This is a genomic window from Bacteroides sp. AM07-18 (genome assembly GCF_003602695.1).
GTDB classification, from domain to species: domain Bacteria; phylum Bacteroidota; class Bacteroidia; order Bacteroidales; family Bacteroidaceae; genus Bacteroides; species Bacteroides uniformis.
In genome coordinates, this window is the sequence record NZ_QTLM01000002.1 from 266,786 (window position 1) to 285,993 (window position 19,208).

General features: G+C 39.9%; 20 protein-coding genes. 12 read left to right on the top strand and 8 right to left on the bottom strand.

What is annotated here, in order from left to right:
• Window positions 1-3: 3 nt before the first annotated feature.
• From DW096_RS04675 to DW096_RS04705, 7 genes are all read left to right on the top strand, one after another.
• Entirely contained in the window at window positions 4-1,065 is a 1,062-nt protein-coding gene (locus tag DW096_RS04675; RefSeq protein ID WP_032591964.1) for a DUF2971 domain-containing protein, read from the top strand.
• A 112-nt stretch (window positions 1,066-1,177) separates the two neighbouring features.
• Complete coding sequence (locus DW096_RS04680) at window positions 1,178-1,459, top strand: helix-turn-helix domain-containing protein (RefSeq protein WP_032577722.1); 282 nt, start codon at window positions 1,178-1,180, stop codon at window positions 1,457-1,459.
• 25 nt (window positions 1,460-1,484) lie between these two features.
• Window positions 1,485-4,313 (top strand): type I restriction endonuclease subunit R, encoded by a 2,829-nt coding sequence (locus tag DW096_RS04685; RefSeq protein ID WP_032577714.1) that lies wholly within the window; start codon window positions 1,485-1,487, stop codon window positions 4,311-4,313.
• A 13-nt stretch (window positions 4,314-4,326) separates the two neighbouring features.
• Window positions 4,327-5,022, top strand: a complete 696-nt coding sequence (locus DW096_RS04690) for a GIY-YIG nuclease family protein (RefSeq protein WP_032577712.1) — start codon at window positions 4,327-4,329, stop codon at window positions 5,020-5,022.
• Between the two features lie 12 nt (window positions 5,023-5,034).
• Window positions 5,035-6,588: a type I restriction-modification system subunit M gene (locus DW096_RS04695; protein WP_032577711.1), complete on the top strand. Its 1,554-nt coding sequence runs from the start codon at window positions 5,035-5,037 to the stop codon at window positions 6,586-6,588.
• A 7-nt stretch (window positions 6,589-6,595) separates the two neighbouring features.
• Complete coding sequence (rhuM, locus tag DW096_RS04700; protein WP_165859491.1) at window positions 6,596-8,002, top strand: RhuM family protein; 1,407 nt, start codon at window positions 6,596-6,598, stop codon at window positions 8,000-8,002.
• 5 nt (window positions 8,003-8,007) lie between these two features.
• Window positions 8,008-9,174 carry a restriction endonuclease subunit S gene (locus tag DW096_RS04705; protein WP_233555710.1) on the top strand — a complete coding sequence of 389 codons (1,167 nt, stop codon included), beginning with the start codon at window positions 8,008-8,010 and terminating at the stop codon, window positions 9,172-9,174.
• On the opposite strand, the gene DW096_RS04710 is transcribed toward DW096_RS04705, so the two are convergent.
• The gene (locus DW096_RS04710) at window positions 9,167-9,724 is read right to left on the bottom strand and encodes a restriction endonuclease subunit S (RefSeq protein ID WP_229055239.1); all 558 of its coding nucleotides are present in this window, start codon (window positions 9,722-9,724) and stop codon (window positions 9,167-9,169) included. The two genes, DW096_RS04705 and DW096_RS04710, sit on opposite strands and share 8 nt — an antisense overlap.
• Window positions 9,725-9,999: 275 nt before the next feature.
• On the opposite strand from DW096_RS04710, the gene DW096_RS04715 reads away from it, so the two are divergent.
• A complete protein-coding gene (locus DW096_RS04715) occupies window positions 10,000-10,545 on the top strand; it encodes a DUF6680 family protein (RefSeq protein WP_032591968.1) in 546 nt (181 codons plus the stop codon).
• 114 nt (window positions 10,546-10,659) lie between these two features.
• A complete protein-coding gene (locus tag DW096_RS04720) occupies window positions 10,660-11,214 on the top strand; it encodes a restriction endonuclease subunit S (protein ID WP_207200970.1) in 555 nt (184 codons plus the stop codon).
• Here DW096_RS04720 and DW096_RS04725 read toward each other — a convergent pair.
• The gene (locus DW096_RS04725) at window positions 11,207-12,295 is read right to left on the bottom strand and encodes a restriction endonuclease subunit S (protein WP_233555711.1); all 1,089 of its coding nucleotides are present in this window, start codon (window positions 12,293-12,295) and stop codon (window positions 11,207-11,209) included. The two genes, DW096_RS04720 and DW096_RS04725, sit on opposite strands and share 8 nt — an antisense overlap.
• Window positions 12,296-12,467: 172 nt before the next feature.
• On the opposite strand from DW096_RS04725, the gene DW096_RS04730 reads away from it, so the two are divergent.
• The 3 genes from DW096_RS04730 (at window position 12,468) to DW096_RS04735 (ending at window position 14,147) form a co-directional block, all read left to right on the top strand.
• Window positions 12,468-13,394: a site-specific integrase gene (locus DW096_RS04730; RefSeq protein ID WP_032575794.1), complete on the top strand. Its 927-nt coding sequence runs from the start codon at window positions 12,468-12,470 to the stop codon at window positions 13,392-13,394.
• Between the two features lie 105 nt (window positions 13,395-13,499).
• Window positions 13,500-13,667: a hypothetical protein gene (locus DW096_RS19535; protein WP_153882930.1), complete on the top strand. Its 168-nt coding sequence runs from the start codon at window positions 13,500-13,502 to the stop codon at window positions 13,665-13,667.
• Between the two features lie 36 nt (window positions 13,668-13,703).
• The gene (locus tag DW096_RS04735) at window positions 13,704-14,147 is read left to right on the top strand and encodes a hypothetical protein (protein ID WP_133303588.1); all 444 of its coding nucleotides are present in this window, start codon (window positions 13,704-13,706) and stop codon (window positions 14,145-14,147) included.
• 60 nt (window positions 14,148-14,207) lie between these two features.
• Here DW096_RS04735 and DW096_RS04740 read toward each other — a convergent pair whose 3' ends face one another.
• From DW096_RS04740 to DW096_RS04765, 6 genes are all read right to left on the bottom strand, one after another.
• Entirely contained in the window at window positions 14,208-14,735 is a 528-nt protein-coding gene (locus DW096_RS04740; RefSeq protein WP_032575797.1) for a hypothetical protein, read from the bottom strand.
• A gap of 4 nt (window positions 14,736-14,739) precedes the next feature.
• Window positions 14,740-15,951 carry a relaxase gene (locus tag DW096_RS04745; RefSeq protein WP_118930930.1) on the bottom strand — a complete coding sequence of 404 codons (1,212 nt, stop codon included), beginning with the start codon at window positions 15,949-15,951 and terminating at the stop codon, window positions 14,740-14,742.
• Window positions 15,948-16,367: a hypothetical protein gene (locus DW096_RS04750; protein ID WP_032575801.1), complete on the bottom strand. Its 420-nt coding sequence runs from the start codon at window positions 16,365-16,367 to the stop codon at window positions 15,948-15,950. Before DW096_RS04750 ends, DW096_RS04745 begins: the two co-directional genes overlap by 4 nt.
• 313 nt (window positions 16,368-16,680) lie before the next feature.
• The gene (locus tag DW096_RS04755) at window positions 16,681-17,751 is read right to left on the bottom strand and encodes an AAA family ATPase (RefSeq protein ID WP_032575803.1); all 1,071 of its coding nucleotides are present in this window, start codon (window positions 17,749-17,751) and stop codon (window positions 16,681-16,683) included.
• Window positions 17,752-17,753: 2 nt separating this feature from the next.
• Window positions 17,754-18,128: a helix-turn-helix domain-containing protein gene (locus DW096_RS04760; protein ID WP_032575805.1), complete on the bottom strand. Its 375-nt coding sequence runs from the start codon at window positions 18,126-18,128 to the stop codon at window positions 17,754-17,756.
• Window positions 18,129-18,227: 99 nt separating this feature from the next.
• Window positions 18,228-19,073, bottom strand: a complete 846-nt coding sequence (locus DW096_RS04765) for a hypothetical protein (protein WP_032575807.1) — start codon at window positions 19,071-19,073, stop codon at window positions 18,228-18,230.
• Window positions 19,074-19,208 lie beyond the last annotated feature (135 nt).

Here is a 19,208-nt window from a genome sequence, read left to right on the forward strand (position 1 = left end):
AAGATGCTAGATTTTAGAAAACAATTTCAGGAAATTATAGAGCAATCCTATATTCCGTTCAATATAGATAAAGCTGCAACTTCAGATGTATGGAGTAATATTTACAAATTGATACTTCCTAATATTCCAGAAAAACTTTTTAGATATCGTAAAATAGACGATAAAGGTTATACTATTGAATCATTAAAATCCGGAACTATTTCATTATGCCATGCAGGAATGTTTCCGGATAAGTATGATTCATATTTATATATAGATCAAGACAAAATTCGCGAAGATTTAAAAAAGGCATTAAAGGATGCATTGCGCATAACATTGTCGCATATAACCCAGAAATCCTCTGATATAAGGGCAGAAAAGGCAACGCAAATATGTTACTACAGAGAGTGTGGATATACGGATGAACAAATTATAGATAAAATATTGACAGATGAATATATGGATTTTTGTAACAACATTGGGTCTGCGATAAAAAAGCAAGAGTCGCGTTTTAGAAATCCGAGAAATAGTGCAAAAATAGCATGTTTTACAGAAAGTGTACAGTCAAAATATATGTGGGATAGATATGCTGATGGGTATAAGGGATTTGCATTAGAATACGATCTTAGAAAATGTATTTTTAAATATAACTCATTGGGAATGGATGTAAATCTCTTTCCTGTGATTTATACTGAATTAAGACCTGACGTTACATTGGATGAGGGAAATATTCATACTTACGAGTATTTTAAGCAAGTTGGAGATAAAAATTGGTTGAACTTTTTGTCTTCCATGATATCAGTCAATCAATTATATTGGTATCGATCTTATCTTTATAAGGACCAAAAAGAATACGAACATGAACATGAATGGAGAATGCTGTATTATAACTTAGAGGATGAGAATAATTATGCATCAATTCCAGATGTCGGATGTTTGAATGCAATTTATTATGGTCCAGATATAATCCCAAAGGATAAGGATGAATTACATCTGATTGCAGTTGAAAAAGGACTGAAAGAGTATGATGTTGCTCTTGATGCTGGTAGCCGTAGATATGATTTAAGGATAACAGCAATTAAATAGGAATATTCTTTGCTCAAAAAAAATCAATCAACAACCTGAAAGTTGTGTCATCTCGATTATTTATACTACCTTTGCCTACAGAGTAAGGCAAAGGTATTTTTTGATGTATACAATGGCTGAAAAACAGATAGACACGGTTTTAGGATTGGTTGAAGGAACGGAGGAGAATAAAGACGAAAAGTGGATGTGTCATTCGCAAGCTATCGCTGCAACTATGTCAAACCGAATGGAGGAACTTGGTATGACACAACGAGCGTTGGCCGAGAAGATGAATTGCACTCAGCAATATGTCTCCAAGGTGTTGAAAGGTCGCGAGAATCTGTCATTAGAAACCTTGTGCAAGATAGAAAATGCATTAGGTATCAGAATACTGCAAGCCGGAATAGATAAGTAATAACACCATAACAGGGCGCAAGAATATGTCAATACAGAGCGAAGCGGCGTTGGAAGCCGGACTGATAGCCACACTTCGGCAAATGGACTACGAGTATGTTCAGATTACCGAAGAAGATAATCTTTATGCCAATTTCAAGCGGCAGTTGGAAATTCACAACAAGAAACAACTGGCGGAAGTTGGCCGTAACTCATTTACGGATGAAGAGTTCGAGAAGATATTAATCTATCTGGAAGGTGGTACTCGCTTTGAAAAAGCAAAGAAGCTTCGCGACCTATATCCTCTTGATACGGCTAACGGACAGCGCATTTGGGTAGAGTTTCTTAATCGTACCCAATGGTGTCAGAACGAATTTCAGGTTTCGAGCCAAATTACGGTGGAGGGACGAAAGAAGTGTCGCTATGATGTGACGATTCTTATCAATGGTCTCCCTTTAGTTCAGATTGAATTGAAACGTCGGGGAGTAGAACTCAAACAGGCATACAATCAGATTCAACGCTATCATAAGACATCCTTTCATGGGTTGTTCGATTATATTCAGTTGTTTGTCATCTCCAATGGTGTGAACACTCGTTATTTCGCCAATAATCCCAATGGCGGATATAAATTTACATTCAACTGGACGGATGCGGCAAACCTGCCATTCAATGAACTGGATAAGTTTGCTGTGTTTTTCTTGGAAAAGTGTACGCTCGGTAAGATTATCGGAAAGTACATCGTATTACATGAAGGTGATAAATGCTTGATGGTGTTGCGCCCATACCAGTTCTATGCAGTAGAAAAGATATTGGATCGAGTGCAGAACTCCAATGATAACGGTTATATTTGGCATACAACAGGGGCAGGAAAGACTTTGACTTCATTCAAAACTGCGCAACTCGTTTCGGAGTTAGATGATGTAGATAAGGTAATGTTCGTTGTCGACCGCCATGACCTTGATACACAAACACAGTCGGAATATGAAGCCTTTGAACCGGGAGCCGTTGACGGTACGGACAATACGGACGAGTTGGTAAAACGTCTGCATAGCAACTCCAAGATTATCATTACCACTATTCAGAAACTCAATGCAGCCGTAAGCAAGACATGGTATAGCAGCAAAATAGATTCGATACGCCATTCTCGTATCGTGATGATATTCGATGAGTGCCATCGTAGCCATTTCGGGGAGAGTCATAAGAAGATTATGCAATTCTTCGATAATGCCCAGATATTCGGATTTACCGGAACTCCAATATTTACAGAGAATGCAGTTGATGGTCATACGACCAAAGAGGTGTTCGGCAACTGCCTGCATCGCTATCTGATTAAGGATGCCATTGCTGATGAGAATGTTCTCGGTTTTCTTGTGGAATACTATCATGGCAGTGAGGAGGTGCAGAACGGCAGTACCAATCGCATGACGGAAATAGCCCAATTCATCCTTAATAATTTCAATAAGTCAACATTTGACGGAGAGTTCGATGCGCTGTTTGCCGTGCAGTCAGTGCCGATGCTTATCCGTTATTACAAGATATTCAAGGAACTGAATCCTAAGATTCGTATAGGTGCAGTATTTACCTATGCAGCCAATGGAAGTCAGGATGATGAACTGACAGGAATGGGTACAGGTTCTTATCTGAATGACAGTGCAGGCGAAGTCGATGAGCTGCAAGCCATCATGGATGACTATAACGAAATGTTCGGCACATCGTTTACGACTGAGAACTTCCGTGCATATTACGATGACATCAACCTGCGCATGAAAAAGAAGCGAGCCGATATGAAGCCGCTTGATCTTTGCCTTGTTGTCGGAATGTTCCTTACCGGTTTTGACAGCAAGAAACTTAATACGCTCTATGTAGATAAGAACATGGAATACCACGGCTTGTTGCAGGCATTTAGCCGGACGAACCGTGTGCTGAACGAAAAGAAACGCTTCGGAAAGATTGTATGTTTCCGTGATTTGAAGAGCAATGTGGATGCTGCTATCAAATTATTCAGTAACAGCAACAATCCGGAAGAAATAGTGCGACCTCCGTTTGAAGAAATCAAACAGGAATACAAGGAACTTGCATCCGATTTTCTGAAGAAATACCCGGACACAAACTGCATAGACCTTTTGCAGAGCGAAACGGCTAAGAAAGAGTTTGTTTTGGCATTTCGTGATATTATCCGTAAACACGCAGAGATTCAAATATATGAGGATTATAGCGAAGAAGCTGATGATCTCGGCATGACGGAACAGCAGTTTATGGATTTCAGGAGTAAGTATCTTGATATCCATGATACTTTTGCACTCGTTGATCCAGCACCGTCACCCAAACCGGATGATGATACAGATGTTCCGGATGACGGAGACTTCGGTGATGTGGATTTCTGCCTTGAACTCCTACATAGCGACATTATCAATGTGGCATATATCCTTGAACTCATTGCAGAACTTGACCCATATAGTGCCGATTACGCAGAACGCCGTCAGAATATCATTGATACGATGATTAAAGACGCAGAAATGCGCAGCAAAGCCAAACTTATCGATGGTTTCATTCAAAAGAATGTGGATGACGATAAGGAAAACTTCATGATTCAGCGAGACAAAGCTGACGGTACAAGCGATTTGGAAGAACGGTTGAACCACTATATTGCCGTTGAGCGAGAAAATGCCGTCAACTCATTGGCTGAGGAAGAGGAAATATCGTCATCGGTATTGAATCACTTCCTCAAAGAATATGACTACCTGCAAAAAGAGCAGCCGGAAATCATACAAAAAGCATTGAAAGAGAAGCATCTCGGATTGATAAAGACGAGAAAGGCGTTGACGAGGATTTTAGACAGATTGCGTAATATCATACGCACTTTCAGTTGGGATTAAAAGAAATACTGATATGGTAAAGACAAATGAACCCGGATATGTGTATATCTTGACTAATCCAAGTTTTCGTGAGGATTGGGTCAAGATCGGTAAAAGTGCGCGGCCTGTAGATATACGTTCCAAGGAACTTGACAACACGGCTGTTCCGTTGCCTTTTGAGATTTATGCAACCATTCAGACGGTCAAATATAACGATGTTGAAAAGCATGTACACAAGACTATTGATCGGTTGACGGATTTGCGTATTCGTCAGAATCGGGAGTTTTTCAATGTGCCGCCACAAATAGCTTTGGATATATTCAATGACATAGCCAAGATGATTGATGATGCGGTTGTTACGGTCTATGTAGATAATAAACCGGTTTGCCATAACGAAAAAGATTCATTGCCTGTCGTGCAGAAGCGAACCGTAAAGCGAGGTCGTTTCAAATTCAGCATGGTCGGTATTAAAATAGGGGAATGCGTTACCTTTATTCCTACGGATACGGAAGTCAAGGTGGCAAGCGATGATTCCGTTGAATACGAAGGTCGTATTTATAAATTGTCCCCTTTTGTCGGTACGTTTATGCCGGAAGAGAAACGGAATACATCGGGTGCATATCAAGGGGCAAAATATTTCTCATATAAAGGGAAAGTGCTAGATGACCTGAGAAGTATAATAGAGAGCAATATACCATTGCCGGAAAGTGATGTAAACAAGATAATATAGAGCAATAAAGATATGAGCGAAGAACTGCAACAGAAACTCCGTGACCAGCTTTGGGAGGTCGCAAACCGTTTGCGTGGCAATATGTCGGCAAGCGATTTTATGTATTTTACCTTGGGATTCATTTTCTACAAATACCTGTCGGAGAAGATAGAAACATACGCTAACAGTGCGTTGGATGATGATGAAGTTACATTCAAGGAATTATGGGAAATGACCGATTCGGATGCACCGGAATTGCAGGAAGAGGTTAAGAACCAGTGCTTGGAAAATATAGGCTACTTCATTGAACCGAAGTTCTTGTTTTCGTCCGTAATTGAGGCTATCAAGCGGAAAGAAAATGTTCTTCCTATGTTGGAACGCTCGTTGAAGCGTATAGAAGACAGCACTTTGGGACAGGATAGTGAAGAGGATTTTGGCGGATTGTTCTCGGACATTGATTTGGCTTCGCCTAAATTGGGAAAAACAGCAGATGATAAAAACACGCTCGTCAGCAATGTGCTTCTTGCATTGGACGATATTGACTTTGGTGTAGAGGCCTCGCAAGAAATTGATATTTTGGGCGATGCTTACGAATATATGATTAGCCAGTTTGCAGCCGGCGCAGGCAAGAAAGCCGGTGAGTTCTATACTCCGCAAGAGGTCAGCCGCATATTGGCGGAGATTGTTACTCTTGGGCATAACCGTTTGCGTAATGTTTACGACCCTACTTGCGGTAGTGGTTCACTATTGCTCCGTGCAGCAAGTATCGGTAAGGCGGCATATATCTATGGACAGGAGAAAAATCCGACTACTTACAACCTTGCCCGAATGAATATGTTGCTGCACGGTATCCGATTCAGCAGCTTCAAAATAGAGAATGGCGATACGCTTGAATGGGACGCATTCGATGATATGCAGTTCGATGCAGTGGTTGCAAATCCTCCGTTCTCTGCCGAATGGAGTGCTGCCGACAAATTCAACAACGACGACCGTTTCAGTAAAGCAGGACGACTTGCACCTAAGAAAACAGCCGACTATGCTTTTATTCTGCATATGGTTCATCACCTCAATGAAGGTGGTACGATGGCTTGCGTTGCTCCGCACGGAGTTCTGTTTCGAGGGAATGCAGAGGGTGTTATACGCCGCTTCCTGATAGAGAAGAAAAACTATATCGATGCTATTATCGGTTTGCCAGCCAATATATTCTATGGTACAAGTATTCCGACCTGTATTCTCGTATTGAAGAAATGCCGTAAGGAAGACGATAATATCTTGTTCATTGATGCCAGCAAAGAGTTTGAAAAGGTCAAGACCCAGAACAAACTCCGCCCTCAGCATATACAGAAGATTGTAGAAACCTATCGTGACCGCAAGGAAATTGAAAAGTACAGTCATCTTGCTACGTTGCAGGAGGTTGCCGAAAATGACTATAATTTGAATATTCCTCGCTATGTCGATACTTTTGAGGAAGAAGAGCCTATTGACATCAAAGCAGTCATGGCTGAAATAAAGGAATTGGAAGCCAAGCGAGCCGAACTGGATAAGGAAATAGAAGGCTATTTGAAAGAATTGGGACTGGTTGAATAATTACACTATGGCAGAGATAGACAACATCCCCGAAATGCGTCCATCATTCGACAATATACGCTGTCAGGATGAGGGCGGAAACGAATACTGGAGTTCTCGCGACCTGTGCGCTGCTATGGGCTATTCGGCTTATTGGAAATTCCAAAGAGTCATAGACAAGGCTATCAAGGTGGCAGGTGAAAAAGGAATGAATGTAGACGACCATTTCAACCAAGCGGTTGATATGGTAAGGATTGGAAGCGGCTCATTCCGTAAGGTCAATATCTTCCGTCTTTCGCGTATGGCGTGTATGATTGTTGCCGAAAATGCCGATGCCCAAAAAGTGTTGGTACAACAAGCTCGCGATTATTTTACTCGAACAATTTCGACAAACGAATTGATGCAAAATTCGTTGAGTTCTAACATTTTGCTGTATAAAACGGCGCAAGGCGAGGCACGAATAGAAGTGATATTCAACAGTGAAACATTTTGGATGTCACAAAAGCGTATGGCCGATTTGTTCGGGGTGGATGTACGGACTGTCAACTATCATCTTGGTCAGATTTACGAAACAGGCGAGCTTACAAAAGAGGCAACTATCCGAAAAATTGGGATAGTTCAATCAGAGGGAGAACGGGATGTAGAACGTACACCTCTGTTCTATAATTTGGATGCCATTATTGCGGTAGGTTATCGTGTCAATAGCTATCAGGCCACTCAATTCCGTATCTGGGCTACATCTGTATTGAAGGAGTTTATTATTAAAGGATATGCCCTTGATGACGAACGCTTGAAGCAGGGAAAACACTTTGGCAAAGATTATTTTGATGATTTGCTGGAGCGTATTCGTGAGATACGCACATCAGAGCGCAGATACTACCAAAAGATAACAGACATCTATGCCGAATGCAGTGCCGATTACGATTCGAAATCGGATTGTACCAAATTGTTCTTCAAGATGGTGCAAAATATGATGCACTTGGCTGTAACTCATCGTACCGCTGCCGAAATAGTATATGAACGTGCCGACTCGGAAATGCCGCACATGGGATTGACCACTTGGAAGAAAGCTCCCGATGGCAGAGTCCAGAAGTCTGATACGATTGTGGCAAAGAACTACTTGTCAGACAAAGAGGTTTCAGAACTCAACGGCATAACTAACGTATTTCTTGAATTTGCAGAGCAGCGTGCCCAACGCCATATCATTACAACGATGGCCGAATGGAAGCAGCGTCTTGAACAGTTTCTTGCTACAATGGACTATCAAGTACAAGATTCAGCTGGTAAAGTTTCTCAAGAAGAAGCACGAGAGAAGGCGTATGGTGAGTATGAAAAATATAAAGTGATTCAAGACCGTTCGTTTATCTCTGATTTCGACCGGTTTAATAATGGCGACAAATTGTTGCCGTTTGATATCAATCCCGATAAAGAATAATGATTATGACAGATAATAACGAAAATAAAGTCCTTAATGTTCCCCATTTGAGATTTCCGGAATTTAGTGGGGAGTGGGAAATCTATCCTCTTACAGATTTTATGAGTTTCAAAAATGGAATGAATCCTGATGCCAAAAGATTTGGGCGTGGAACAAAATTCATTTCGGTGATGGATATTCTTAATAACCAATTCATTTGTTATGATAATATCCGTGCCTCTGTTGAAGTTGTGGATGGCGATATTGAAACTTATGGTGTAAACTACGGCGATATCTTATTTCAGCGCAGCTCTGAAACGTTAGAAGATGTAGGTCAAGCCAATGTCTATTTGGATAGCAAACCCGCAGTGTTTGGTGGTTTTGTTATTCGTGGAAAAAGTAAAAGTAACTATTATCCTATGTTTTTTCGTTATCTTTTGGCTTCACCAACTGCACGAAAAAAGATAATCGTAAAAGGAGCCGGAGCACAGCACTTTAATATAGGTCAAGATGGATTAAGTAAAGTTTGTCTTAATATTCCTTCAATTCAAGAACAAGAGAAAATAGCAAAACTATTTGAATGTATAGATACTCGAATCGCTACCCAAAACAAAATCATTGAGGATTTGAAAAAATTAAAGTCCGCAATTAGAAAAAAGATGTTCTCCTTATTGAAAGATGAATATACAGAGAGCTTTGAAATCAATCAGCTACTTGATTACGAACAACCTACTGCATATATTGTAGCTAATGATGAATACTCTACCGACACAAGTTTAACCCCTGTTCTAACTGCGAATAAAGGTTTTATCTTGGGGTATACAGACGAAAAATTTGGCATATATCAAAAAGGAGAGTGTATAATCTTTGACGATTTCACAATGGATGCAAAATATGTATCATTCCCTTTTAAGGTAAAGTCTTCGGCAATAAAAATACTCACAGCAAAACCGAATGTAAATCTTCGATTTATGTTTGAATATCTATCATATTGGGAACTTAAATCGGAAGGACATAAAAGACATTATATTTCAGAAATAGCTTCGCTTGTAATTGAACTACCTTCAAAAGAAAGACAAAGTATAATAGCCTCACTAATGACTTCGTTAAACAGCAAATTGGATATTGAAGCAAAAACAAAGATAAGATACGAAGAACAAAAGAGATACTTACTCTCGCAAATGTTTATATGAACATCTGCGAGAGCAAATATTGTTTCTGCTTTGAATACTTGATGATCAAACTATTATGTGTCTCTAATAGTCCATGTAACTTTCTGAAAACAACGGAGATTCTTTTTTGTTCTTCTAATTTTGGCAGACGGATTTGTATGTTTCCCATTGTGTTATTCATAAGTTTCGGGTTTGCTAAATTAGTTGAGACATACATCCTTGTTGCTTCTGCTAAGACTAATGAAACGAAATGGGCATCAAATCCTTTTTTGAGCTTTAACAAGCCACAGACATTAGTGCAATTAAACTTTCCATTACGATAAAATACCGTTCCTGCATTTGCACCGTCAGTCGTCCAACTGATATATTCACCTTCAAACATAAAATCATCAAGATAACCCATAATTCCGTCATTTGATGTTTGAGAAGAATACACAGGGTATAACGGATTTTCTTGTTGGCTAATTTCTACCGAACTAATAACTCTACCACGTCCTATTGATGCAATATCTTGAATCTTGAATTGTTCCCAAGAATCAGAGTGAAGCATTTTCAAACTAATTGCGGACATTACAAATAAACAATCCTTAATTTCATTATGATAACCAGACGGTTATACCTCAAAACATCGCATTATTTGTAACATTATGCTCTACATCCATCACATTAGAAACGGAATATTCCTCATTATATTATTATCAAAGTGTGTAGAAGAGTCAATCTTGAAGCAGTGTATTCTGCTATTTTGCATAGTTAGCTTGTGTGATATTTAATTAAAGATAAATTTTTTCGAATTATACAAATAGGTTTTGATCTAAAAGACTACCTTTGCATAAATTTAGCATTATGAGTACAACAGAATATATACAAATCATTATCGGCATCGGTCAGATTATTGCTGTTGCTATTATCCCAATTATTGTTTGGGTATTAGGAATAAAGTACCAAAATAGAAAAGCAAAAAAAGATGCTCAATTAAGAGTCTTCCTTACACTAATGGCAGATCGAAAATCAACCCCAATAACAAAAGAATGGGTTGATGCCTTAAATACAATAGATGTAGTATTTCAGGAAAACAAAAAAGTTAGACATGCATGGAGAGAATATTTAGATAGTTTAAACGAAAAATCACCTCATTTTGATAGTAGTAATTCTTTTAGACTTGACTTACTTTCAGAAATGGCCGTTTCTCTTGGGTATAAAAATTTAAAGCAAACAGAGATTGATAGATTTTATTCTCCTAAATATTTTGGTTCTCAAATGAGCCGACAGGAAATATTATTTCAAGAGAATCTACGAATTTTAACTCGATCCAAAAGTTGTGCTGAAAGTTTTACTGATGAAGAATATGAACAGCACTATAAGGAGTTGATGGAACAGCAAGGAGAGTAAAGAATATGGGGAATATCCCTTTCCTGTGAAATTGCTGATTTTTTATCCTTAATTAAAGGGCTAAACGATAATATCCACAAAGGTATTAAGGGAGAAACCGTCTGCTTTTCAGATTTGGGTGAAGCTTATTCTGGATTAAGCGGAAAAGGCGGTGATGATTTCGGATATGGTGAGCCATTCATTACTTATATGAACGTGTATCAGAATACTTACATCTCGGAAAAGGATTATGAATTGGTACAAATCGCTCCCAACGAAAAACAAAACAGTGTGCAGTACGGTGATGCCTTATTCACACTCTCATCTGAAACTCCGGAAGAAGTTGGTATAGGTGCAGTATATTTGGGCAATACGCAGAAACTTTATTTGAATAGCTTCTGCTTTGGCATTCATTTCTATGATGAACGTGTATTACCTCAATACCTTGCCCACTTCATTTCAAGTTCTTCATTTCGTAGGGCTATATATCCGTTAGCACAAGGGAGTACACGGTTTAATCTTCAAAAAAATGACTTTATGAAGATGAAGTTTTTACTACCAAGCTTAGAGAAACAAGGACATATAGCTAACACTCTTGACGCTTTGCATTGCCGTTTGGCAAATGAAAAGTCATTAACGGAACAATACATTTTATTGAAGAAGTATCTATTAAGCCTAATGTTTATATAAACATTTTCTGAAGCAAATACCGTTTCTGCTGTTGAAGACAACTTATGTATTCTTGCTCATTATCCAATTTTCTCTCAGTGAGTTCAAACATACTACAGATTTGTTGTTGAACAGACATTGGTGGGATCGGGAATCGACTCTTACCTAACGCAGTTTGGTTGATACTTGCTTGTGAAACTGCTTTATTGCAAATAGTTTGAAAATGGTTTATTGCCCAATCAGTACAAAGAAGTAAATGCAAAAAACGAGGTCTAACTATGGTTGTATTGGGTATAATTCGCAATAAATTCATGCCATGATAAAGTCCATAATCTTTGTCAAGATAGGCTGTATTTCCTATATACTGAATACTATTGATATTGCTAAACAGAATATTACCTACGTTTAACCTATAGCTTTCAGGAATACACTCTACATAGCCAATTCGTTGTATATCAATACAATGTTTGCTAATAGTTTCTATGCGAGAAACCTTATAAGGGGTTTGATAACTCACTTGTGTTCCTGAATAGCCACTTTTTATTTGCGCCAAGTCATCCAGTCTATATAAAATCCAATCATTCTCTGATGAAAGCAATTGCTGACTAAGCCCTTTAATTAAGGATTGCAGTTTCTCAATGATTTTGTTTTGGGTGGCAATACGCTCATCTATTAGTCGTAACAGTGTAGCTATTTTAGTTTGCTCCGCTTTGGATGGAATACCAACATAACACTCGGAAAAATTCTTTGTGCTGATGGAATAGATTTTTGTTCCCTGTGCTATTCGTCTAATCTGATTATGAAATGCGGATGACGAAAAAGCATATCCTTTGAAGCCGACAATAGTTTTATTTTTATTGTCTCGCCCATGAATTGTGTGTAAACCACAAACAATATCCTTATTATCAAGATTAAACAACTCAATGACTTTAGCAACCTCATTCGTATCTTCCGAAGCATCAGCAAAGGCTACATCTCCCTCTTTACACAATTCAAAGTTTTTAGGCATATTACCTTCTTTGACATTGGGTAGTTTATCTCTTCTCAAATCCACCATAGTAGGAAGCCCAACATGAATGAGTCCATAATGTAAGTTCATCATGGCTTTCTCCCCATATTCAAGTTGTTCCCAACTCAGAGAATTGGTTGAATAGAAATCCAATAGCTCAGACACTTTACATATTTCCCACTCTCCACTAAATTTAGGGAATCTCAAATGGGGAACATTACCTATTATATTTCTCTAATTATTAGAACCAATTAAATTCAAAATTATGATTCAGAAGACAATTAGAGAAATTTCGGACGCATGGCGAGAGGACAAGCGACCGTATGTGAAACTATCGACATTGGCAGCCTACATGTTGATTCTTGAAAATCACATTTTGCCAAAGTTTGGTGAGAGTAACGAACTTCATGAAAATGATGTACAAGGCTTTGTGCTTGAAAAGTTGGAAGGCGGATTGAGCGTGAAATCTGTTAAGGACATTCTTATTGTCCTGAAGATGGTTATGAAATTCGGAGTGAAAAACGAATGGATGAACTATTACGAATGGGATATTAAGTACCCAACAGACGTTGCTGGTAAAAAGTTGGAGGTCTTGTCCGTGGCAAATCATAAAAAGATTCTGAACTATATTCAGAGCCACTTTTCCTTTCCGGGACTTGGTATCTATATCAGCCTTAGTACCGGTCTGCGTATAGGGGAGATCTGTGCTTTGAAATGGAGCGACATCAATGTATATGATGGAATTCTAACCGTTAACCGGACGATAGAACGCATCTATATCATAGAAGGAGAGAGAAAACATACAGAGCTGGTCATCAACACGCCAAAGACAAAAAACTCTTGCCGTGAAATCCCGATAAACAAAGAATTGCTTACTATGTTAAAGCCTTTGAAAAAAGTAGTTAATGATGACTATTACATTCTTACCAATGACGAGTGTCCGACAGAACCACGTACGTACCGTAACTACTATAAAAGGCTTATGGAGAAACTTGATATTCCCAAGCTGAAGTATCATGGACTCCGTCATAGTTTTGCGACTCGTTGTATAGAGGTCGGTTGTGACTATAAAACAGTCAGCGTATTATTAGGGCATTCCAATATTTCAACTACGTTGGACTTATATGTTCATCCCAATATGGAGCAGAAAAAGCGTTGCATTGCTAAGGTGTTCAAGTCACTGGGTAAATAAAGTTATGTATAGAGCGAGGGAATTAATGCTGTAATTTCTTCGCTCTCAATTGTTCTGTGATTCAGAATTATGTTGTATATTTGAATATCATTTTAGAAAGTAATTATGTTATTTGAGATTATTGTTGATTGTATTATGGCTTTGGGAGCCTTGGCGACAGCTGCAACTTTTATTCTTGTCTTAAGAAATCAGAAAGGAACTCAGCAGCAGATTAATAGCTTGTCGCAAATGGCTGAGATGTACTCACGTCATTATCAATTAGAGCGAATTTAAGCTGGAAGTAACATATATCCCAAAATTCAGATAAGTTTGAAGAATGATACGATGTGGGGATTGAAGATCCAGATTAAAAACAATTCATATCCGGTAGAAGTGTATCGCATTATGATAAATGAGGCTCGTCATCATTTAGATGTAAGGTTAAAACCGAAAAGCGATTATATTCAAATACGGCAAGGAGAAACAAAGACTATTTTGCCCGGAGAATTATGCCGTCAACAGATATACACATTTGATGCATCAATAAGGATATATCTCATAACTCCTTTTGAAGAGGCGTATGAAATAAGATATATAAATACAGACAGGTTAAACTACTATCAGTCAGAACCAGTTCCTATTCTGTATTCCAAAGAAGATCATGAGTCTTCAAAAGTTCAAACTACTCAAGTCAGGCAGTATTCTATACATGGTGGTATCAAAGGAACTATTAAAGATAATTTCCCTGAAGTCGCAAGAGATTTAGAAGACTAATTTAAGCATGAAAATAAAGTCTCAACTGGTAGTAATCTCTATCCGATTGAGACTTTTCGTTTATTTACCTCTATCCAAAAACTTCTGTATTGCTACCGTTATACCAATCCCCGAGACAGCCATAAGAATACAACCAGTAGTAGCCTTCCAAATCAATCCGGAATGCAAAATCTCTGCATTAGCCACTATCATGCACACGAAAAAAGAAGATAGAGCGACTACAATGATAATCAAAATGTAGAATGCCGTATATGGGAGGGGGATGGCATTGTCGGCTTTCTTCATTCTCCGCTCGGCTTCCTTGCATTTGCTCTCAATCTGATCAAGAAAATTGCAGAGAAGCCTTGCTCCAAATTCAACTGCCAACTTATGCATTTCTTCAGAAATGATAGGTTTGCACTCACGTATAGAACCGGACAGATTTTCAACTTCTGTTCTCAGCTTATATACATTGTTATTCAGCCTAGCAAGTTCTTGCACATTGATATCGAGTAAGTGGTTTTCTTCCTCCAGATATTCATTCTTGGGAGTGGATCTTATGGATTCCGCTTCACTCATTTCTGCGGAAAAATCAAATTTCTTCTTCATGCGCTTATCGTTTTAATCCTGTTTTCGGTTTCTTTCCTAAGAACCGGCTGGCGGCACGAGCACATCTGCGCGCCCAGAGCAAGTCGTCTTCGTCCTTATCTCTCCACGGAAGGTCGCTTTGTGAGCCACCGCCACCTCCTCCGGTTGTTACATTGGGGGTATCTATCAGTCCGACAAATATAGCTACAGCCATATCGGTAAGTTCTTGACAGTTGGCAATAAACCTGTAATCAAATTCGTCATTGAAACAATCAAGTACTTTTTCCGGGATATAAAATTTGTAATCCTTACCTTCATGGCTGAGGGTATAGGAAATCATCTCCTGACTATATGTGAGATATTGGGTATAGTCGATAGGAGCAATCTTATGTATCGCTGCCTGTTGAACGGCTTGGGGTGTATTGTTTCTAATGGCAGTAGCTGGCTGATGATGCAGTTTCTCCCATGTCGCAGGAAGTTTCGAGACCATCAGGTTTCTGCCGATTCCCAATTCTGAAGCCTTGTATTTGGTGTTTCCATTCATGAGGGCATATCCACGAAGAATACCTTTCTTGTCCTCTCTTTCATGGACGGTATAACCTTTCCGTATAAGAGCATTCTTGTACTCATCCCATGACCACGATGGCATTGCTTTCAACACCTCCATACAGTCCCGGTTCACTTGTGGAATGTTTCGATTTCTGATTTGTGCCGCTGTTGTCCAGCCACGTTTCTTTGCCACTCGCTCGGCTGCACGTTGCGCCCGAAGATAAATGTTGTGGTCGTTGTTGATATTACCGTTTTCATCCAAACGGCAAACCGCTGCATGAAGGTGGGGAACTTCGCCTTTAGATTCCGTATGAAGCCAAACCGAGTATTTGCTACCCACCAAATTGGTCGGACAGGAACGGACTTGTCCATCCTTGCCGGTAATCACTTGTTTGTCGAACTCCTCGGCGAATTCCTGCCAAAGATTTTGCCAATCTTCGATGTCATAAAATTGGGTATGTTCGGGCGATGGACTCAGCTCGATTCTGATAACGGAATTCTTTATCGGTCGATGTTGGGATAGGGTCAACTGCATGGAGCTCCATATTCCCATAGCGTCCGGTTCTGAGGGCAACAGATTGTCCAATACCCGATAAATCTTTTCCGGATGTTTTTTGTGCTGTGATTCGCCGGTAATGTAACGGATGTCGTTTATACCGTGCGATATGGCTTTGGCTTTCGCAATCATTCTTCTTCGGATTTTGGGTTAGACGGAATTTTATTCTTCTCTTTTACTGCATTCAGGAACTGGCAGACACTTTCGGCTACATTGCCTAATTCTTTCAGCCAACCCACCATAAACGGAATCTGATTGAACATTACCATACGTTGCTTTGTGGACATTCCGTGTAGGGCGGAGGTGTATTTTACGAGGTCTGACCGACAATCGTCCAGATTCTGTAACAATACCGCTTCTTCTTTCGTGAGCCTTGCTTTGGGCTTGAAGTTATACGCACGTGATAATATGTAGTCACTTACAGTCATGCCGCATTGTCCGGCCAGTGATTTTATCTGCTCCTTCTGAGTAGGAGTGACTTTTGCTCCGATGAAGACGTTTCTGGTTTCTTTCGAGGAGTCCGATGTATTTTTAATATCTTCTTTCATTTGAATTATTTTATAATGGTTGAATAGGTGCGAGCTTGCGAGTACCGCACCGGCGAGGGAACTGAGCAGGCGAGAGCGCCAATGTACAACCGTAACGCAGTGAGGTTATACCTTGGCATATCTCGCAACAGTTACCTGTTGATGCTTCACGACAAGCCATATCGGATGCGTATAGTGAACTGGCACTCGGATAGGAAACATAGGATGATACGAGTCTCTAAAAGAGGGGAGAATATGAATATCTCACATGATGTCTTCCTCCGACTTTGCTTTATTCTTATATATATGCCCCAACAATAAAGTAAAGTTGAACTCAATAATGGTATTCTGGATTGAATGCATAATCTTTCCCTTCTTTTATAACCATTTGTTTGTCGCTGAGCAATGTTGCGACCTTTACCGCCTTGTTATAACCGAGTTTTATACCCTGCAATCCGTAACCCTCTTTCAAGCGTTCTATATAATCATCGTAATTGCTGATGTTGCCATTGGCAAAAACGGCATCCAATGCTGGACGATGTACATTTTTTGGAATCTCCTTGTCCGGATCGAACGGTCCTTTGATTGGTCGTCCGGTCTTCTTCTCTTTGGGCAGATAGGACCCTACCGGTTCGGGCATGGCTTCCTCGTTTATGCGGAAAGCGAAAGGTTCAAACTCGCGGTCACGGATATGGACGGCTTCGACCACGCTTACAGTCTTGTCCTCTTTGTCCACTTCGACCTGCATGATGGTTTCCGCTTTGTTGTTGAGTTCCGTGCCGATGTGACCACGGGCATGCTCATCATTCTTGTTCTGATGCAAGACGGTATGGATATGGATTTGCCTGTCATCCGTCCACTGCATGAATTTGGAGATGATGTCGGTGGATTCACTGGAGGAATTGATGTCGTAAAGGAAATCACGAATGCCATCTATGATGACCAATCCCAAATCCGGTATTGTGCCAATGGCCTGTTCGACTATCGCCAGACGTAGTTTAGGGGAAAACTTGCGCAGAGCCAGCATAATCAGATTATCCGGATTCTTGTATTCCGGTAAGTCGGCCAAACGTAAGATGCGTTTCAATACCAGCTGGCAATGATACCGCCCCTGCTCTGTGTCTATGTATAGAATCTTCCGCTTATTTTCGGGAAATGTAGACCGATAATGAAGAACGCTGCTGCCACTCAATGCCGATGCGACAATGGCTGAAACGTTGAAAGTTTTCTTGCTTTTGGCTTTCCCGATGGAAGCACTGAAGTTTCCCAATGTTCCGATAACAGTATCGTCCACCATCAGAACCACCGGGGAGTGTTCGTATGTACTTGTTACGCTTATTGTAGACTCTGCCATGTAAGCGGCCAATTCTTCCGGAGAAAGAATAATAGTGTCTGTCTTTTCCATCGCTACCAGTTTTTAGGGTTCGGTTTACGGCGATGGGAGGCGAGCAAGGATTCATTCTCTTCCTCGAAACTTTGCGGAGCCGGATTCTTCCGGGAAGATTCCAGCCATCTATCCAGTTCGTCACGATAGATGTAGAGATGCTTTCCTTGTTTTATAACCGGAATATCGTCCTTCTTGACCTTGTAATAAAAGGTCGACAACGGCATTTTAAGATAGTTGCAAGCCTCCTGTACGGTCATGGGGACGTGCGTATTCTCTTTGGTTTCGTACTGCTTGGAAAGTTTCTCCGTAAGCAGGTTTTCCATACTTGCGATTCTGTCGCATAGTTCGCCTACCACAGTCGGCAGGTCGTTGAATGTCAGTTGGTCTTTTTCCATATTATGATTGTTTTAATCGTTTAACATGCTGCGAACCAACTCAATGAAACCTTGCAGAACAATACAGACCGGATTAATTATTTCGTCTGCATACTTTTTTTATTGCGAGTCATCATTATCTACATCTAAATGGAAGCGATAGTCGCCTTTATCTGGTACATCAATGGGAATCTGGCTTGAGACATTATCCCGTAAATTAAGTTTAAGATATTCAAGGGTCGCGTTTACGAGTTCGTATGGAAATGATTTCTTGATAAAAATGGCTCTTTTCGCTAAGGGCACTCTCAAGCGTTCACCGACATTCCATGCCAAATGGCGAAGCCCCGGCGACCTCAGCGGATTGTCTATATTGGAACGAATCGGTTTATATGACTCAGGTTGATCGTAAGCCATATACTCTATATTGGCAATGAGGGTGGCAATATCCTCTTTGGAGAGATAGGGGGCAGTTTTGACGGTTACATATTCCCGAATCGCATCCATGATTTCCACTTGCCTTTCAATCTCTTTCTTTTTGAGTTCCACCAATATGGAATCATATTTATTCAAATGAGAATCTTGCGGACAATCAGAGTTTACAGTATCTTGATTCGACTGTTGGGATGGAGAAGACTCTTGTTCAGGCAAATCCATCGGTTGCTTGATGGGCTGCGTTTCAGTAGCATCCATAGATTCTATGATGTTCTCTGATTTTACAATAGGGGTAGATGGCTCGCCAAAAGAGAAGTTGATAGGATTTTTTGTCAGCCATTTATAGAAAAATTTGTGCAGGAGTCCGCATAATATGATAGCTATTACCAGTCCAAGGATGACAGGAGTCGTTATGCGCATGATATTGATGTCATGGCAAAGGAAAAGATAAGTGTCTATAGCCGCATAAATGATAACGGACAGTGCGAGGATAAAACTTATCTTTTTAGTCTGAATTTGTTTTTTATTCGTCATGGTCTGCAAGTGTTTGGAATCGTTTTGCGCTAAAGATATAATCGATATTCCAGATAGTTGCAATAAAAAGAATGATAGTTACCACGTATCATGCTAAATATCACGGTCAGAGTATGATTTTAGGTGAAAAATCAT

Excerpts from the sequence above, each read along its gene's own strand:
- DW096_RS04675 (WP_032591964.1), top strand. The coding sequence starts at position 4 with ATGCTAGATTTTAGAAAACAATTTCAGGAAATTATAGAGCAATCCTAT.
- DW096_RS04680 (WP_032577722.1), top strand. The coding sequence starts at position 1,178 with ATGGCTGAAAAACAGATAGACACGGTTTTAGGATTGGTTGAAGGAACG.
- DW096_RS04685 (WP_032577714.1), top strand. The coding sequence starts at position 1,485 with ATGTCAATACAGAGCGAAGCGGCGTTGGAAGCCGGACTGATAGCCACA.
- DW096_RS04690 (WP_032577712.1), top strand. The coding sequence starts at position 4,327 with ATGGTAAAGACAAATGAACCCGGATATGTGTATATCTTGACTAATCCA.
- DW096_RS04695 (WP_032577711.1), top strand. The coding sequence starts at position 5,035 with ATGAGCGAAGAACTGCAACAGAAACTCCGTGACCAGCTTTGGGAGGTC.
- rhuM (WP_165859491.1), top strand. The coding sequence starts at position 6,596 with ATGGCAGAGATAGACAACATCCCCGAAATGCGTCCATCATTCGACAAT.
- DW096_RS04705 (WP_233555710.1), top strand. The coding sequence starts at position 8,008 with ATGACAGATAATAACGAAAATAAAGTCCTTAATGTTCCCCATTTGAGA.
- DW096_RS04710 (WP_229055239.1), bottom strand. The coding sequence starts at position 9,724 with ATGTCCGCAATTAGTTTGAAAATGCTTCACTCTGATTCTTGGGAACAA.
- DW096_RS04715 (WP_032591968.1), top strand. The coding sequence starts at position 10,000 with ATGAGTACAACAGAATATATACAAATCATTATCGGCATCGGTCAGATT.
- DW096_RS04725 (WP_233555711.1), bottom strand. The coding sequence starts at position 12,295 with ATGATGAACTTACATTATGGACTCATTCATGTTGGGCTTCCTACTATG.
- DW096_RS04730 (WP_032575794.1), top strand. The coding sequence starts at position 12,468 with ATGATTCAGAAGACAATTAGAGAAATTTCGGACGCATGGCGAGAGGAC.
- DW096_RS19535 (WP_153882930.1), top strand. The coding sequence starts at position 13,500 with ATGTTATTTGAGATTATTGTTGATTGTATTATGGCTTTGGGAGCCTTG.
- DW096_RS04740 (WP_032575797.1), bottom strand. The coding sequence starts at position 14,735 with ATGAAGAAGAAATTTGATTTTTCCGCAGAAATGAGTGAAGCGGAATCC.
- DW096_RS04745 (WP_118930930.1), bottom strand. The coding sequence starts at position 15,951 with ATGATTGCGAAAGCCAAAGCCATATCGCACGGTATAAACGACATCCGT.
- DW096_RS04750 (WP_032575801.1), bottom strand. The coding sequence starts at position 16,367 with ATGAAAGAAGATATTAAAAATACATCGGACTCCTCGAAAGAAACCAGA.
- DW096_RS04755 (WP_032575803.1), bottom strand. The coding sequence starts at position 17,751 with ATGGAAAAGACAGACACTATTATTCTTTCTCCGGAAGAATTGGCCGCT.
- DW096_RS04760 (WP_032575805.1), bottom strand. The coding sequence starts at position 18,128 with ATGGAAAAAGACCAACTGACATTCAACGACCTGCCGACTGTGGTAGGC.
- DW096_RS04765 (WP_032575807.1), bottom strand. The coding sequence starts at position 19,073 with ATGACGAATAAAAAACAAATTCAGACTAAAAAGATAAGTTTTATCCTC.